Origin of the sequence: Aeromonas sp. FDAARGOS 1416 (assembly GCF_019048085.1) — a bacterium.
In the GTDB taxonomy this organism is placed as follows: Bacteria; Pseudomonadota; Gammaproteobacteria; order Enterobacterales; family Aeromonadaceae; genus Aeromonas; species Aeromonas veronii.
In genome coordinates this window covers 2,241,966-2,258,542 of sequence record NZ_CP077301.1, presented here as the reverse complement: position 1 = coordinate 2,258,542, position 16,577 = coordinate 2,241,966, and the positions used below count along the sequence as shown (strand labels likewise).

The following is a 16,577-nucleotide window of genomic DNA, read 5'->3' as shown; positions in this document are numbered from 1 at the left end:
GAGAGGGTTAATGTCGGGTGGATGCAGGGTGGCCTAGCAACGCGAACAGCACGCGCCGCATTGTGAGCCTGCTCCCAGATATCTGATTCAGCCATTTGATATCTAAGAAATTTTTATTGCATCCTCGGCCCAGCTTGGGTAAAACTCTCTCCCCACGGAGAGATGCCGGAGTGGCCGAACGGGATTGACTCGAAATCAATTGTGGCAGCAATGCCACCCAGGGTTCGAATCCCTGTCTCTCCGCCACATACCAAGCCCAACCTGTTTAGCAGGTTGGGCTTTTTCTTTTGGTGATGTGCTGAGGGACTATCCGGCCGCCTGTGTATCTGTGGTCATTGATCCGGATGAATGCTGTTGGATGTTCGCCGTGCCTGCCAGGAGTGCAGGCGCTGCTGCGCCCCGATGATGAAGACAAAAAAGACCGGTACGAAGAAGATGGCCAGCAGGGTGCCGCTGATCATGCCGCCGAACACGCCGGTGCCGATGGCATGCTGGGTCTCCGCGCTGGCGCCACTGGCGAGCATCAAGGGCACCACCCCGAGGGTGAAGGCCAGCGACGTCATCAGAATGGGGCGCAGGCGCAGGCGAGCAGCAGTAACAGCCGCATCAAGCAGCGAGCGCCCTTCACTGTGCAACTGGCGCGCAAACTCCACAATGAGGATGGCGTTCTTGGCCGACAGACCGATGATGGTGATCATGCCTACTTTAAAGAAGACGTCGTTGGGCATGCCGCGCAGCATCACGGCCGCGACGGCACCGAGCAGGCCCAGCGGCACCACCAGCATCACCGAGAGCGGGATCGACCAGCTCTCGTAGAGTGCCGCCAGCACCAGGAAGACCACCAGCGCGGACAACAGCATCAGCAGGGGTGCCTGCTCGGCCGACTGGCGCTCTTGCAACGACTGTCCCGTCCAGGCCAATGCGAAGCCTGGCGGCAATTGCGCCACCAGACGCTCCATCTCCGCCATCGCCGCTCCGCTGGAGATGCCGGGCGCTGCCCCCCCGGCAATACGCACGGCAGGGAAGCCATCGAAGCGCATCATCTGTTGCGGCGATTCGCGCCATTCCGGTGTCACCACCTCCCGCAGGGGCACCATGCCGCCGCTGGCATTGCGCACCCGCAGGCCGAGCACGTCATCGAGCTGCATGCGCGCCGACGCGTCTGCCTGCAGAATGACCTGCTGCATGTGCCCGCCGTTTGGGAAGTCGTTGACGTAGAGCGATCCCATCGCGGCCGACAGGGTACTGCTTACGCTGGCGAACGAGAGTCCCATGGCTTCGGCCTTCTGTCGGTTGATCTCGAGGTGAATACTCTCGCCGGGAGGCAGGTTGTCGGGATACACATCACTGACCACCTTGCTGTTGGCGGCCAGTTCCAGCAGTTGGGCCTGAGCGGCCAGCAGCGCGGCGTCCCCCCGGTTGGCTCTGTCTTGCAGGAACAGGGTGAAGCCGGAGGCGGTGCCCAGCTCGTCGATAGCGGGCGGCAGCAGGCTCATTACCGTGCCTTCAGGAATATTTGCCATGGCTGCTTGTGCCAGATCTGCCTCTTCGGCTGCCGTGGCGCCATGACGCTGATCCCAATCTTTGAGCATGGTGAAGGCCATGGCGGCATTGGGGCCAGCGCCGGAGAAGCTGAAGCCCTGCACCACCAGGTTGGTGTCTAGCGTCTCGCGAGAGACGACGTGAGCCTCGAAGGCCTTGACCACCTCAAGAGTACGCTCGCTGGTGGCGCCGGTTGGCAGCTGGATGGAGGTCATGAAGTAACCCTGATCCTCGTCCGGCAGGAAAGAGGAGGGCAGCTGGGCGGCAGCGAGGGCCAGCACGGCGCAGAGGGCGGCAAAGGTTGCCATCATCCGTCCACTTCGCCCGACCAGCCGGGTTACCCGCGCACCGTAGCCTGCCGTGAACCGCTCGAAACCCCGGTTGAAGGCACCGAAGAAGCCGCGTTTCTCATGATGACTCGGACTGACCGGACGCAGCAAGGTGGCGCAGAGCGCAGGCGTCAGGGTCAGGGCGAGGAAGGCCGAAATGAGGATCGACACCGCCATCGACAGGGTGAACTGCTGGTAGATGACCCCCACCGAGCCGCTGCCAAACGCCATGGGGAGGAACACCGCCGTGAGCACCAAGGTGATGCCGATCACCGCTCCGATGATCTCCTTCATGGCCTGCGAGGTCGCCTCCCGGGGCGACAGCCCCCGGGTGGCCATCAGGCGCTCGACATTCTCCACTACTACGATGGCGTCGTCGACTATGATGCCGATGGCCAGCACCATGCCGAACATGGTGAGGGAGTTGATCGAAAAACCGGCCAGCAGTATCACCGCGAAGGTGCCAAGCAGAGCGATGGGGGCGACGATGGCCGGGATCAGGGTGTAGCGCAGGTTCTGCAGGAAGAGAAACATCACCAGAAACACTAGCACCATGGCTTCCAGCAAGGTGTGCATCACCTTTTCGATGGAGACCTTGACGAAGGGGGCCGAGTCAAACGGGATCGAATAGGCCATGCCCGCCGGCAGCGTGGGGGCGAGCTGGGCGAGACGGGTGCGCACCGCATCTGCGGTACGCACGGCGTTGGCGCCGGGGGAGAGCTGGATGGCGGCGCTGGTGGCGGCCACGCCGTTCTCCCGGTTGGAAAAGGCGTAAGATTGCGCCCCCAGCTCGACCCGGGCGACATCACCCAGCACCAGCTTGGCGCCATCGCCACCGGCTCGCAGCACGATGGCGGCGAATGCCTCGGGGGTCGTCAGTTGGCCTTGAACCGTAAGGGGAACCGTCAGGCGCTGTCCCGGCAGGGCGGGTTCATCACCGAGGCGCCCCGGTGCAATCTGGATGTTCTGCTGCTCGATGGCCTGCGCCACCTCGCTGATGGTCAGCCCATAGGCGGCGAGTTTGGCCGGATCTACCCAGATGCGCATGGCCTGCTCGGCGCCAAACAGTTGCACTCGTCCTACCCCGTCGATGCGGCGCAACTCCTGCACAATATTGCGTGCCATGTAGTCGTTGAGGGCAACCTCATCGAAGCGGCCATCCGGTGAGGTCATGCCGACCATCATCAGAAAGCCGGATGTGGCGGACTCCACCTGCAGGCCGGTTTGCCGCACCGCCTGTGGCAAGCGAGGCTCGACCGCCTTGATGCGGTTTTGCACGTCCATCTGGGCCAGCTCCGGATCGGTGCCCGGCTTGAAGGTGGCGGTGATCTGCGCGCTGCCCGAGGCGTCCACCGACGACTCGAAGTAGAGCAGGTTCTTCACTCCCGACAGCTCGCGCTCGATAAGGCTCACCACCGCATCGTTCAGGGTCTGCGGCGTGGCGCCCGGATAGGTGGCATAGAGGGTCACCGACACCGGCGCCACCGAGGGATAGCGGGAGATGGGGAGCTTGGGGATGGCGATGACCCCTGCCAGCACGATGAACAGGGCGATCACCCAGGCAAACACCGGGCGATGGATAAAAAACTGCGGCATGGATAACTCTCCGATTCAGCGAATGCCACCGTCAGCCGGTTGGCTGACGGCGGGTGGTTGCCAGGGGGAGGCAATGACCTGAATCCCCGGGGTCAGACGGTCGAGCCCTTCGATCACCACCTGTTGCCCGGCACTGAGCCCGGACGCGATGCGGTACTGGCTATTCACCAGTTCAGCGGTGTTGACCGGAACCAGTTGTGCCTGCCTCTGGCCATCCACCACCCACACGCTGGTCTGGCCCGATGTGCGCACCACCGCCTGCTGAGGCACGCTCAGGGCGTTGGCATAGCGGGCACGGGGAATGCGCGCCTGTACGTAGAGGCCGGGCAAGAGCCGCCGCTCCGGGTTGTCCACCAGTACCCGCAGCAGTACGTCACCGGTACCGGCATCGACCTCGATGCCGGAGAAGAGGATGCGCCCCTGCATTCCCAGCGGTGTGCCATTGCTGCCGAGGATCTCCACCGCCAGTTCCGGTGCCATTGAGCCAGCCTGCTGGCGCAGGGATTCCAGCACCGAGGCCGGTTGACGCACATCGACGTAGACCTGATCAATCTGCTGGATCCGGGCCATGGGGGTGGCATCGGTGGGAGACACCAGAGCCCCTTCACTCACCAGCGCCTGATCGATACGTCCGGCGATGGGGGCCTCCACGCTGGCAAATTGCAGGTTCAGTTGGTGCCGGGCCAGAGTCGCCCTGGCCTGGGCCACATCGGCGGCCGCCTGATCCCGCTGGGAGATCGCATCGTCATAGGTCTGGCGGCTGATGGCGTCGGTGCGCAGCAGCGGCTTCAGGCGCTCAATCTGGATGCGGGCGCGGGCCAGCACAGCCTCGGCCCGTTGCAATGCGGCGGCGGCGCTGTCGACATCGGCCTTGAAGGGGGCCGGGTTTATCTGGAACAGCACGGTGCCTGCGCTGATCTCGGCGCCCTGCTCGAACAGGCGGCGCTGTACGATGCCGCTGATCTGGGCGCGAATGTCGGCGCTGCGCAGTGCCGCCACCCGGGCGGGCAGATCCTCGCTGATGACAAGCTCCCGGCCAGTCAGAGTCAGCACCGACACCTGAGGAGGGGCGGGTGCCTCCTGCTCTTGCGGCGCGACATCGCAACCCGCCAACCCGAATGCGGCAATGACGGCGAGCAGGGCGCCCGCATACCGCTGTTTGACAAACATCATCCACTCACCTCGTTAAACCGTCTCTCCGGTGTGATGTGACCGGAGAGTGCATCGAGCGGCCATTATGGCGAGGGGCTATTGCGAATGATTCGAGGCTTTGTGGAGAATCCATGGAGGCGATGATAAAGTTCAACGCCACCTTTTTTCGAGTCCGACTATGTCCCATCTCAATGCTCCCGCCAGCCCGGCGGGCCAGTCACTGGTACTGATTGCAGAGGATGAAGCCGAGATCGCCGACATCCTCGCCGCTTACCTGCAACGTCATGGCTTGCGCTCCCTGCACGCCGCCGATGGCCGTGAAGCGCTGGCCATGCATCAGGCATTCAAACCCGATCTCCTGCTGCTGGATGTGCAGATGCCGCAACTGGATGGTTGGCAGGTGCTCAGCGAGATCCGGGCGCGTGGCGACACGCCGGTGATCATGCTGACCGCCCTCGATCAGGATCTCGACAAGCTGATGGGGCTGCGCATGGGGGCGGATGACTATGTGGTCAAACCCTTCAATCCGGCCGAAGTGGTGGCTCGAGTGCAGGCCGTGCTCAGGCGCACCCGGGCCGTAAAGCCTGCCACGGCGAACGTGCTGCGGGTCGGCCTGTTTCAGATCGATCTGGAGAGCCACGAGGCCAGCATTTTCCGCGATGACCAGCAGCAGGTGCTGGAGCTGACCCTGACCGAGTTCAAGTTGCTCGCCTCTTTGATGCGGGCGCCGAAACGGGTGTTCAGCCGCGCCGAACTGCTGACTCACTGCTTGCCGGAGGGGGATACCCAGGAGCGTACGGTGGATAGCCACATCAGCAAGTTGCGCAAAAAACTGGAGACACACGGCATTCAGGGGGTCCCCGCCAGTGTCTGGGGCGTTGGCTATCGCTTCGGGGGCGATGCATGAAATCGGCGCCCGGCCTTCGCAGGCAGATCATCCGCTCTCTGGGCTTGATGACGCTTGGTATCATCTCCCTCGCGGTGATCGGCACCTATGTGTTTTATGGCATCGCCGTGGCGTTTGTGCCGGGCAGCATCTCCGAGACCTGGGTGCCCTCCAGAGTCGAGATGATCTGGATCGGCTCCACCATTCTCATTGCATTGGGGATGGCGCTGTACGTGGCTGTTCGCCTCTCTCGCCGCATCCTGACTCCCCTCAACTCGGTGGCAACCAGCCTGCGTGAGGTGGCCGAGGGCAAACTCGATGCGCGCGTGCCGCTGGATGAACAGGCGATCGGGGAGACGGCGCAACTGGTGCGCGACTTCAACGCCATGGCCGAGCGGCTGCAGAGCATGACCCGCGAGCGGGAGTTCTGGAATGCCGCCATCGCCCACGAGTTGCGTACTCCCGTCACCATTTTGCGCGGCCGCTTGCAAGGGCTGGCCGAAGGGGTATTTCCTCCCAGCAGCGAACTCTTCGAGGGGTTGCTGCGTCAGGTGGAGGGGCTCAATCACCTGATCGAGGATTTGCGGGTATTGAGCCTCAACGACAGCGGCCATCTGGAGTTGCAGCGGACCGAGGTCAGGCTGGCCGACGAGCTTGCCGTGGTGCTTGAGGCATTTGCCAGCCCTCTGGCGGCGAGCGGATTTGTGTTGCAGCGGGAGCTCGATAGCGAACTTCATGTTTGCTGCGATCTGTTTCGTATCCGTCAGGCTCTGATGGCGCTGTTGGAAAATGCCCAGAAGCACGCGCTGCCGGGCCTGCTGACCGTGCGGCTGTATCGCTCGGAGAGTGTGTGCGTCCTGAGTGTGGAAGATGAGGGGCCTGGCATCAGCGAGGAGATCGCCGCCTGTATCTTCGATGCGTTTCGTCGGGGAGATCCATCACGCTCGCGCAAGAGCGGCGGTAGCGGACTCGGACTCGCCGTGGTCAAGGCGATTGCAGAGGCCCACGGCGGCAGTGCGGTTTGCCAAGCTACCGGGCGGGGAGGGAGCCGATTCGTGCTCTCCTGGCCCATCTCAGCCATGTCCGGTGGCCCTGAAATCTAGCCTAGGGGGGGGCAGGTTCTGATGAAGCTATACAGCTGCCCGCACAGGGGCGTTCGACAAGCGACCGTTATGGGTTTTCTACCGCTTGTGCCGGGTGAGCAGGAGGGGTTGGGACATGGCTCATTTGGCGCGAAATCATGGTTTTTTGCCGTCAAAAATTGAAACCGTTTTCAGAAATCCTTTTCAACTGTGATCCGCTTCAAAGCTTTTTCGGGCGCCAACCTCTAGCATTGGCTCCACGAATTAGGGGCTAGCGCTCCCGATTTTCCCGCTGTGGGAGGTAACCGGATGATCCGGCTATTTCCTTCGTTACTTTCGACGGTCATCATGGATGGCCGTTTTTTTTTGAGTTATTTCACGGTAAAGGGTCGAGCCGCTGGCGCTTTACCGTTAAAATTTCGCTTTTGCACTTGCCCGTGAGTCTTGATGTCTGCGTCCACCCTCTCTTCGGATAGTTATGCCCTGCTCGCCACCCTGCAATTGCAGCGCGTTGCCAGTACCCGTTTGCTGCAAGAACAACTGGCGTTAGGCCATGCCCTGATCGATAAACTGACCCGACTGCAGGATGCAGGACTGGTCAGATTACGCGGGGAGCAGCAGTGGAGCCTGACCGCCGAGGGGACGTTGGCGCTGATCCTGGGGGTGCGTGCCGGTCTCTGCCCGGCGCCGGACTGGAGCCGAGTGCCCTCATTGACCGGGCAGGATCTCACCCATGCGGTGGTGCGCGAGCTCTGCCGCGGCAAGGCGGGGGAGATCCCGACCTATTTCTCGGCCAGCGATCTGCTGACCCTGCTCGATACCCCGGACGCTCACCAGTTGCTGGCGGGCTCCAGCCCCGCCTGGCAGCAAATGTTGCTGGAGCACTTCTCGCTGCAACTCTTGCTCGATGCCCCCTATGAAGAGCGCTGGCCGCTGGCCAATGCGCTGGTGCGCTGCGCCCCCGAGGTGCAGGCCCGGGCCAAAGCCTTCGAGGCGGAGTGGCGCTGGCTCTGCGGGGATGGCGAGAGCACATCGCCAACCGGCGAGGACCAGGATGCCGCCCCCGGCTGGCCAGCCCTGCAGGCGCTGGCCCAGCAGAGCCAGAGCGGCCCGCTTGGCGAGCGACTGCTCACCGCGCTGGGCCAGTGGCAGGCAACCGATGAGGGCGAGGCGGGCCAGTGGCCCCGTTCATTCAGCGCCCTGCTCTGGCTTGGCTGGTTGCAGCAGGCCGATCCCGTCATCGCCAGCGAACAGCGCAAGAAGTGGCAGCGCAGTTTGACTGGCCAGTTCCCCCTGCTTGCCGATCTGCTCAGCCAGTGGGCGGGCGATCGCCACGGTCAGGCGGTCGGCCTGTTTGATACCCTGCAACTGCCGGTGGAGGAGCTCCACTGGGGCTATCTCTGGCTCGATCTCTGCGCGCTGGCCCGTCACGGTGCCCAGAGCCCGCAGGTGGCCATGTTGCACAAGTGGGATCTCTCCCATCTGCTCGATGCCGAGCCCCATCATCGCCTGATGGCCTTTTGTCAGGATCTGCTGCGCATCTTGTTGGGCGAGGTGGCCAAAGGGGCACCCCTGTGCCAACTGCGCGGTAGTGAGGAGAGTGCGCAAGAGGGCAGTGACGAGCAGGATGATGACGGGGACGAGGACAAAACCGCGGCCTCTGCCAGCTGGCTCAACTGGCTGCAGGGGCTGGGACGCTCCAGTGGCGTACGCAAGCCGCAGGAGCGGTTGGTGTGGCTGCTCCATGCCGATGGTCCCGAGCTGGAGTGCAAGATCCAGAAGCTGAGCACCAAGGGGGAGTGGACCGCCGGTCGCCGGGTCGATCCGGCCCTGCTCTCCACCCAGTATGCCGCCATGCTCGACGAGCACGACTGGGCACTGGTTCGCACCCTGCCGCGGGTGATGGGACGACTGCCGCGGGATGTCTGGGCGCCGCTGGCCGATCACCCCCGTTTGTTCAACGCCAAGGGGCAAAAGCTGCAACTGGCCATCAGCGCCCCCCTGTTGCAGGTGGTGGCCACCGAGCAGGGGATGAGCGCGCAGCTCTGCCCCGATGCGGCCGCTCGCGGGGCCCATATCATGCCGCTGGCGCAGGATCTGTGGCAGCTGATCCTCACCCCGCAGCCGCTGCTCGACCGCTTGCCAGCGCTCGAATCCATCCCGCTGTTGCCCGCCGAGGGGCTGGCCGAGCTGCAACGCACCCTGGACGCCATTCCCGAGCTGCCCTGGCACAGTCAGGTTGCGGGGCTTAGCGGCAACGCCGAACTGGCTCCCTGGCCGGGCATTCCTTCGGTGCAACTGGATTGGCAGGATGGTCAGCTGTCGGTCAAGCTGGTGACCCGCTTTGAGGATCTGCCGCCCCAGCCCCTTGGCAAGGGGGAGGCGATCGTGCGGCAGGGGATCAAGGCGTACCACTACTGGCAGCGGGATCTCGCGGCCGAGAAGGGGCAGGCCCAGCTACTGCGCAATCAACTCCCCATCGGCCTGCCCGGCAGCGAGTGGCTGCTGCAGGGGGAGCAGGCGCTGGCGCTGGTCAATGCCCTGCCCGAGCTGGTGGATGCTGGCGTGGTCATTCACTGGCATCAGGACAGCGCTCGCCTCAAGAGCCTTGATGAAGCGGCTCTGAGCCTGCGCATCGAGCGGCGGCAGGACTGGTTCCAGGTCGAAGGGGCACTGGCGCTCGATGAGCACCAGATCCTCGATCTGCGCCTTATTCTGCGTCAGATGACCCCGGGGCAGCGCACCGTTCAGCTCGACGAGAAGACCAGCCTGATGCTGAGCGACAAGCTGGTGGAGCGGCTCACCATGCTGGGGGCCATGCTCGATGAAGAGCAGCGCATCAACAACAAGCTGGCCTATCCGCTCACTCGTCTGCTCTCGGTCATTACCACCGAAGGGGATGCAGCGTGGCAATCCCTTCAGCAGGAGTGGCAGCAGGAGGTTGATTGCCCGGAGGAGCTGCTTACCTCCCTGCGGGACTATCAGAAAGAGGGGGTGCGCTGGATGGCGACCCTGGCCCATCACGGTTTTGGTGCCTGTCTGGCCGATGACATGGGTCTGGGCAAGACACTGCAGGCGCTGATTGTGCTGCGGATGCGCCAGCACCTTGGCCCTGCCCTGGTAGTGGTGCCCAAGTCAGTGGTCACCAACTGGCAGGAGGAGGTGACCCGTTTCGCCCCCGAGCTTGATGTGGTGGTGTTCGAGAATCCTGCCGAGCGGGAGGGGATCATTCGCGAGGCCAAGGCCGGTCAGGTGATCCTCATCAACTACGGCATGCTCGGCAGCCTGGCGGAGGCGCTCAAGTCCCGCCGCTGGTCCAGCATGGTGCTCGATGAGGCGCAGCAGATCAAAAACGCCGGCACCCAGCGCGCCAAGCTGTTGTTCCAGCTCGACGGCGATTTTCGCCTCGCCCTCTCCGGCACCCCCATCGAAAACCATCTGGGAGAGTTGTGGAGCCTCTTTACCTTTATCAACCCGGGGCTGCTCGGCAGCCTCGGCGAGTTCAAACGTCGCTTTGGCAAGGCGGTCAAGGATCCCCAGCACATGGCACTGCTGCGTGCGGTGATCAGCCCCTTCATCCTGCGCCGTCTCAAGCAGCAGGTGCTGACCGAGCTGCCGGACAAGACCGAGATCATCCACCACATCAGCCTCTCCCCCGAGGAGCGTCAGCTCTACGAGGCGACCCGGCGGGAAGTGGTGCAGCAGGTGCAAAGCGCCGATGGCCGCGCCCTGATGCATGTGCTGAGTGGCCTGACCCGGCTTCGCCGCCTCTGCTGCTCACCGGAGCTGGTGATGCCCGAGTGGTCACAGACCAGCAGCAAGCTGGACGAGGCGATGGCCCTGCTGGAAGAGGCGATCGACGGCGGCCATCGGGTGCTGGTGTTCAGCCAGTTCGTCGACCTACTGAGCCTGCTGCGGGCCCGCATCGAGCAGAAGTCCTGGGACTACTGCTATCTGGATGGGGGCTGCTCCGCCAAGTCCCGTCAGGACTCCATCCTGCGTTTTCGTCATGAGGAGGTGCCGCTGTTCCTCATCAGCCTCAAGGCAGGGGGGACCGGCCTCAACCTCACCCAGGCCGATACCGTGCTGCACCTCGATCCCTGGTGGAACCCGGCGGTGGAAGATCAGGCGAGCGATCGGGCGCACCGGATGGGGCAGACCCAGCCGGTGACTGTGTACCGGCTGGTGTGCGAGCAGACGGTGGAGGAGAAGATTGTCGCTCTGCACGACGAGAAGCGGGCGCTGGCCGATGGCCTGCTGAGCGGCCAGTCCGAGGTGCGCGGGCTGGATGTGGAGAGCCTGCGGGCCCTGCTGATGGGCTGATTGGCGACGCCACCTTTCATACCGCCTATCGATACAGAAAAGGGAGAACATCCAGAGATGTTCTCCCTTTTCTTATTTGGGATGCAGATGCGGGATTCGTTGTTTATCGCGGCAAGGCGGCCCAGCTATTCCTGATCCAGTCACCCCTGATAGAGATAGAGGTGCAGCCGCTCGATGATGGGCTCACCGCCAATCTTGCGATCTCGCCGCGCCTGTCGGCTCTTGGGGGGATAGTTGCCCAGATGGGTGACCGCGGGCGGGGTATCCGAGCAGAGCAGCAGAGGCAGGCTCGCCTTGATCTGCTGCTTGCGCGGGGTGCGCTCCAGCCAGAGCAGGTTGATCATCGGGTGAGTCTTGACCGGGCGGCGGATCCGCAGCTCGGCATCGGCGGGCAGACGGCGAATGTCGTACACCTCCTGATCCACCATCTTGCTCCACTCCTCGTTGTTGGAGAGGGCCGGTATATAGCGGCGGCTGCGCTCCAGCATCTCAAGCACCTGCTCGCGACTTAGGCGATTGATGGTCTGCTTGTCAGCCCAGGTAAAGCCGAGGGATTGCAGCTCTCCCGCCAGCAGGGTCAGTTTGCGGTAGACCTGCAAGGTGATCACCCCGGGCAGAGCGGTATGTACCAGCTCGAACTTTTCGTCCCGTCCCCCCGCCTGCTGCACCAGCGCCTTGAAATCGAGCTTGTGCTGGTTTATTTGGTCGATCAGCGGTTGCAGCAAGGGGGCTGCGGCGGCAGGAAAGCGCAACCAGCCGGGCAGCCGGTGAGTCGCCTTGGTGGAGCAGCCGGGGCGGGCGCTGTGATCCCGATAGGCGGCGAGGGTGGCCGCCAGCGCGGCTTCACCGTTGAGATAGCCCACCTCAATTTGCTCGATCGGGTCGTGCTCTTCCCCCTGCGCAACCGGAGGGAGGGGATAGACATGGGCCTCCTTTAGCTCGAGCTGGCCAAGCAGATCGGCCAGCTGGTTGAGAGCGGCTTCAATGGCGGCCATCTGTTGACGCAGGGCGGCGGTCGGGGTAAAGGTATCCATCGATGATCCTGTGGTTTCATCCGCCTCTGACGGCATAAACGATGGCGTCAGGGCAGGGGAATAAACTACTGTATAAATAACCATACCAGTATGCCGGTTGCGCGCCAAGAGGGGCGTTTTCGGGTCTTCATCGAGGGAGCTGCGCGGGAGGAAAAGTAAGTTTGTTATATGTTTCATTGTGTTAATTTAAGATCGCCAAGAGATCACGGAATTAACAATCGAATGTAATGACGGGGTTGCCACCCATGGCACGTCCATTGGTGAGTGCATAGGCAATGCGGTAAATTGCATATGTAAGGTGGTGCCATGCAGCACAATATGCTGCGGGCCGTTGATGGTCGAATGGTGACTTAATTATTCTTTATAAATCAAAGCATTAAAATTGTATCAGTCAGTTTTTTACTATTAGTTTTCCTAATGTAACGTATCAAAATTCGTCAATTGAGTCGGCCCTGCTCCCTGACTAAGCTTTGCGCATCAAATAAAGCCCAGTGCGTAAACAAATATTCAGAGGAGCCACATCATGGCCAACATGACTTATACCGAAACCGGTTACCAGCATTCCAGCCAATTGAATCTGGTTGCTCGCGTTAAAATGACCGTTCTGACCTGGCTGGAGCGCAGCCGCAGCCGTCGCCAGCTCTCCGAGCTGCCCGAGTACCTGCTCAAAGATATCGGCCTGAACGAAGCTGACCGTTATCAAGAGACCACCAAGCCGTTCTGGCGTGGTTGATCAGCCGGGCATGGATGCCTTGTTTTTCTGCTGAGTCGTTTGCTGTTCTGCCCCTGTGGGGACTAGCCGCCAGGTCTGCCATTGTCTGTTTTATCTCCCCCCGTTTTACGTTGATCCTTTTTCCTATCCTCTTTATTCCATATCGCTACCGTCATTGCTGTCATCGTTCGATTGTTATCACACTTGTATCGTTAATGTTTGAATTTGTTTAAAAAACGATTTTAAGCCGCGATGCCTTGCGTATAATCCGGCCATAGTATTCCAGCGCAAGAGGGTGAGACGGATGATTCCCCAGCACGATTTTTTGGCCTTGACCCGCAGCCATGAGTGGCAGCTTGAGCCCTTTGAATTTGCCCTGCCCGATGGTGCGCGGGTCAGCGTCTGGGATACGGGCGTGCTCTGTCTGGAGCCTGCCAGTGGCACTGACGACCAGCCGGGAGGACGCAAGGATATCGTCCTCTCCTGCGGCATCCACGGCAACGAGACCGCTCCCATCGAGATCTGCAACCAGCTGCTGAGTCGTCTGCTCTCAGGCGAGCTGAGCGCCCGCCATCGGGTGCTGTTCCTGTTTGGCAATCCGGCGGCGATGAACCTCGGGCTGCGGGAGGTGGAGGAGAACATGAACCGCCTCTTCTCCGGCGCCCACAGCAAGGGGGAGGGGCTCTGCAATCGGGAGCGGATCCGCGCCATGCGCCTCGAGCAGTATGTGAGCCGCTTCTTTGCCGATCCGGCTCGTCCCCGCTACCACTACGATCTGCACACCGCCATTCGCGGCTCGCGCTACGAGAAGTTCGCCGTCTACCCCTTCCCCCACGAGCGGCCTCACTGCCGCGAGCAGGTGCAGTTCCTCGGCGCCTGCGGGGTGCGTACTATTCTGCTCTCCGCCAGCCCGACCACGACATTCAGCTACTACAGCTCCCGCCAGCATGGTGCCCATGCCTTCACGGTGGAGTTGGGCAAGGTACGGCCGTTTGGCGAGAACGACATGACCCGCTTTATCGAAACCCGCCAAGCGCTGCAGGAGCTGGTCACTCAGGATGAGGTGGCGCTGGAGCCGTGGCGGGCGGATGATTTCACCCTGTTTGCCATCGATCGGGTGATCACCAAAAAATCGGCGGACTTTTGCTTCCTGTTCGCCAGCGATGTGGACAACTTCACCGAATTCCCCCAAGGGTTTGTGCTGGCCGAGGATGGTGAGCTGCGTTACACAGTCGAGAAGCCGCGTGAGGCGGTGGTCTTCCCCAATGCCAATGTGGCGATCGGTCAGCGCACCGTGCTGATGGTGGTGCCGACAAGGCTCTGGGAATAGCGGTGATAGTTTTGCCTGCAGAGCGGTGATGCATCCGCAGGTGGCGCCAAGCCATTGTTTTAGTCGGCGGCTCAGACACAGCAGCGGTTAGCCGCAGTAATAAAAAACGGGGCCAGTCAGATGACTGGCCCCGTTTTTTATCGGGTTCAAGCGGTGAGGCTTAGCTGTTGTTCTTCACAAACAGGGTCAGCTCCTGACCGGGCTTGAGGTAATCCCCTTTATCCAGCTGATTCCAGCGCATCACATCGTTGATTGCCACCTGGAAGCGAGCAGCGATGGAGGAGATGGAGTCGCCACGGCGAACCTGATACACCATCGATTTGTCGCTCTTCTTCCCTTGCTTGGGATAGACCACCAGCTTCATGCCTAGCTTGAGCGCCGACTTGGCATTCAGACCATTCCACTTGGCGAGCTCTTCGTGGGAGACGCCGTGTGCCTGGCTGATGCTCCACAGGTTGTCACCCGAGCGCACCTTGTAACTGACTTTGGCCTTCTGGCTGCTACCACGGCTTGCCAGCTGCTGCGGTTTGCTGGCGGAGCTGGCCTTGCTGCTGACCTGACCGTGGGTCGGGATCACCAGTTGCTGACCGCGACGCAGGTTGTTGCTGCGCAGATTGTTGGCCAGCTTCAGCTCGTTCACGCTGACGCCATGATTCTGGGCAATGCGCGACAGGGTATCGCCACTGGTGACCTGATAGGAGCGGGTTCGAATACGCTCACTCTTGGGCAGATCGGCCAGTGCCAGCTCCAGAGTATCGGCATACTCTACCGGTACCAGCAGGCGGTAAGGGCCACGGGGCGACATCACACCACGGCTCAGGGCCGGATTGACCTCCTTGAGCTGTGAGGTACGCAGACCGGCCAGTTGGGCGGCCACATTCAGATCGATCTGGCTGCCGGTTTCCACCACCCGCAGCTTCGGCTCGTTGGCGAGCACCGGCAACTGGATATTGTACTTGTCCGCATTGCTGATCATGTCAGCCATGGCGAGGATCTTGGGCACATACATCCGGGTTTCCCGGGGCAGATCGAGCGACCAGTAGTCGGTCGGTTTGCCTGCGCGCTGGTTACGCTGGATGGCGTTGCGCACCCGACCTTCACCGGCATTGTAGGCGGCCAGCGTTTGCAGCCAGTCACCGTCAAAGAAGCGGTTCAGGTACTCCAGATAGTCGAGCGCCGCATTGGTGGAGGCCAGCACATCGCGCCGTCCGTCATACCAGTTGTCGTGGCGCAGACCGAAGTTTTTGCCTGTCGCTGGCACAAACTGCCAGAGTCCGACGGCATTGCTGCGGGATCGGGCATGAGGATCAAACATGCTCTCGATCATCGGGACAGTAATAAGCTCCATTGGCAGCTCACGCCGTTCAATCTCCTCTACCATCAGATAGAGGTAGGGTTCAGCCCGGCTGGCAATGGTCGCCAGATGCTTATCATTGCGCAACAGCCACTCACGTTGCTGGCGGATGCGCGGGTTGTCCGGAGTTTCCAGCTGCATATCATCGCTGATACGCACCCACAGATTGTCCGTATCTTCCATTTCGTCCAGCTGTTCATCGCCAAACAGGAAATGGGAAGAGTGTTTTTTATGCGCTTTTTTCTTGACCTGGGGGGACTTGATCGGCTCGATTGCCGTTAGCGCCCGGTCATCCTGATGGCTCAGGTTTTGGCAGCCGCTGAGCAACAGCGCTGCCAATAAGGCCGTTCGTACCTTCATCTCGTTCCGGTCATTTTTAGGAAAAACAGCTCGCATCATAAGGGGCAATGGCCCCCTGATCAAGGTTTGTTCAAAAAACGTCCTTCCACTGACGCAGGATGGTGAAGGTATCTACCGGATTTTCCACGCATTTTAGCCCGTGCTTTTCAGCAGAAAATTTCACTGAATCCTGTTCGCATCGCAGAAAAATGTTGAAAGTGCGTTCGTCACCCAGCCGGGTTGGCAGACTTGGCAGCCCTTGTTGCCGCAGTTTGCTGATCAGCCCGATCTGGCGGCGGATCGCCGGGTTGTCCGGCTCGACCGCATAGGCAAAACGCAGGTTGGAGAGGGTGTACTCGTGGGCACAATAAATGAGGGTCTCATCGGGCAGGGCGGCGAGTCGTTGCAGCGAGTGGTACATCTGCTCCGGCGTCCCTTCAAACAGGCGGCCACAACCGGCCGAGAAGAGGGTATCGCCACAAAAGAGCATGCCGTTGCCGTGGTAGGCGATGTGGCCGCGAGTGTGCCCGGGCACATGGATCACCTCGAGGGCGAGGCCGTGCCAGTTGATCTGATCGCCATCTTCCAGCCACTGACCGTGGTGATCCGGCATGGGGTCAAGTTTGGGGCCATACAGTCTCGCGTGGGGGAAGTGCTCGAGCAATGTGCTGACGCCCCCCACATGGTCGTGATGGTGATGGGTCAGCAGGATGGCATCGAGCACCAGCCCCAATGCCTCAAGCCGCTCCAGCACGGGTGCGGCATCGCCCGGATCGACAACCAGGCAGTGATTTTCGTGGCGGATCAACCAGATGTAGTTGTCATTAAAGGCTGGAACTGTGATCACTGGATACATGAGTCTGCTTCTCTTTAGGGAGGGTATCTTATATAACAGGAT

The 16,577-nt window shown here is 61.5% G+C and carries 10 protein-coding genes and 1 tRNA gene; 6 read left to right on the top strand and 5 right to left on the bottom strand.

Annotated features, from left to right (window positions below; genetic code table 11):
- Positions 1-156 precede the first annotated feature (156 nt).
- Positions 157-246, top strand: a tRNA-Ser gene (locus I6L46_RS09915).
- A gap of 86 nt (positions 247-332) precedes the next feature.
- On the opposite strand, the gene I6L46_RS09910 is transcribed toward I6L46_RS09915, so the two are convergent.
- Positions 333-3,467 (bottom strand): multidrug efflux RND transporter permease subunit, encoded by a 3,135-nt coding sequence (locus I6L46_RS09910; RefSeq protein ID WP_216977994.1) that lies wholly within the window; start codon positions 3,465-3,467, stop codon positions 333-335.
- 15 nt (positions 3,468-3,482) lie between these two features.
- Positions 3,483-4,640, bottom strand: a complete 1,158-nt coding sequence (locus I6L46_RS09905) for an efflux RND transporter periplasmic adaptor subunit (protein WP_216977993.1) — start codon at positions 4,638-4,640, stop codon at positions 3,483-3,485.
- 157 nt (positions 4,641-4,797) lie between these two features.
- On the opposite strand from I6L46_RS09905, the gene I6L46_RS09900 reads away from it, so the two are divergent.
- The 3 genes from I6L46_RS09900 (at position 4,798) to I6L46_RS09890 (ending at position 10,910) form a co-directional block, all read left to right on the top strand.
- Complete coding sequence (locus I6L46_RS09900) at positions 4,798-5,526, top strand: response regulator (protein WP_216977992.1); 729 nt, start codon at positions 4,798-4,800, stop codon at positions 5,524-5,526.
- Positions 5,523-6,608, top strand: a complete 1,086-nt coding sequence (locus I6L46_RS09895; RefSeq protein WP_216977991.1) for an ATP-binding protein — start codon at positions 5,523-5,525, stop codon at positions 6,606-6,608. The genes I6L46_RS09900 and I6L46_RS09895 overlap by 4 nt, the downstream gene beginning before the upstream one ends.
- A 426-nt stretch (positions 6,609-7,034) precedes the next feature.
- Positions 7,035-10,910 carry a DEAD/DEAH box helicase gene (locus I6L46_RS09890; RefSeq protein ID WP_216977990.1) on the top strand — a complete coding sequence of 1,292 codons (3,876 nt, stop codon included), beginning with the start codon at positions 7,035-7,037 and terminating at the stop codon, positions 10,908-10,910.
- A 140-nt stretch (positions 10,911-11,050) separates the two neighbouring features.
- Here I6L46_RS09890 and I6L46_RS09885 read toward each other — a convergent pair whose 3' ends face one another.
- Entirely contained in the window at positions 11,051-11,944 is an 894-nt protein-coding gene (locus tag I6L46_RS09885) for a DNA replication terminus site-binding protein (protein ID WP_216977989.1), read from the bottom strand.
- A gap of 523 nt (positions 11,945-12,467) precedes the next feature.
- Between I6L46_RS09885 and I6L46_RS09880 the strand changes: the two genes are divergently transcribed.
- Both I6L46_RS09880 and astE read left to right on the top strand, forming a co-directional pair.
- Positions 12,468-12,677 carry a DUF1127 domain-containing protein gene (locus I6L46_RS09880; protein ID WP_005337823.1) on the top strand — a complete coding sequence of 70 codons (210 nt, stop codon included), beginning with the start codon at positions 12,468-12,470 and terminating at the stop codon, positions 12,675-12,677.
- Between the two features lie 283 nt (positions 12,678-12,960).
- A complete protein-coding gene (gene astE, locus I6L46_RS09875; protein WP_216977988.1) occupies positions 12,961-13,986 on the top strand; it encodes a succinylglutamate desuccinylase in 1,026 nt (341 codons plus the stop codon).
- Positions 13,987-14,146: 160 nt separating this feature from the next.
- Here the strand turns inward: astE and I6L46_RS09870 are convergent, their stop codons facing one another.
- Together I6L46_RS09870 and gloB are read right to left on the bottom strand one after the other, a co-directional pair.
- Entirely contained in the window at positions 14,147-15,700 is a 1,554-nt protein-coding gene (locus I6L46_RS09870; RefSeq protein WP_216977987.1) for a LysM peptidoglycan-binding domain-containing protein, read from the bottom strand.
- Positions 15,701-15,770: 70 nt separating this feature from the next.
- On the bottom strand, positions 15,771-16,535 hold the full coding sequence (gene gloB / locus I6L46_RS09865; protein ID WP_043821258.1) for a hydroxyacylglutathione hydrolase: 765 nt from the start codon (positions 16,533-16,535) through the stop codon (positions 15,771-15,773).
- Between the last annotated feature and the right edge of the window lie 42 nt (positions 16,536-16,577).

Excerpts from the sequence above, each read along its gene's own strand:
- I6L46_RS09910 (WP_216977994.1), bottom strand. The coding sequence starts at position 3,467 with ATGCCGCAGTTTTTTATCCATCGCCCGGTGTTTGCCTGGGTGATCGCC.
- I6L46_RS09905 (WP_216977993.1), bottom strand. The coding sequence starts at position 4,640 with ATGATGTTTGTCAAACAGCGGTATGCGGGCGCCCTGCTCGCCGTCATT.
- I6L46_RS09870 (WP_216977987.1), bottom strand. The coding sequence starts at position 15,700 with ATGAAGGTACGAACGGCCTTATTGGCAGCGCTGTTGCTCAGCGGCTGC.
- I6L46_RS09890 (WP_216977990.1), top strand. The coding sequence starts at position 7,035 with ATGTCTGCGTCCACCCTCTCTTCGGATAGTTATGCCCTGCTCGCCACC.
- I6L46_RS09900 (WP_216977992.1), top strand. The coding sequence starts at position 4,798 with ATGTCCCATCTCAATGCTCCCGCCAGCCCGGCGGGCCAGTCACTGGTA.
- astE (WP_216977988.1), top strand. The coding sequence starts at position 12,961 with ATGATTCCCCAGCACGATTTTTTGGCCTTGACCCGCAGCCATGAGTGG.
- I6L46_RS09880 (WP_005337823.1), top strand. The coding sequence starts at position 12,468 with ATGGCCAACATGACTTATACCGAAACCGGTTACCAGCATTCCAGCCAA.
- I6L46_RS09885 (WP_216977989.1), bottom strand. The coding sequence starts at position 11,944 with ATGGATACCTTTACCCCGACCGCCGCCCTGCGTCAACAGATGGCCGCC.
- gloB (WP_043821258.1), bottom strand. The coding sequence starts at position 16,535 with ATGTATCCAGTGATCACAGTTCCAGCCTTTAATGACAACTACATCTGG.
- I6L46_RS09895 (WP_216977991.1), top strand. The coding sequence starts at position 5,523 with ATGAAATCGGCGCCCGGCCTTCGCAGGCAGATCATCCGCTCTCTGGGC.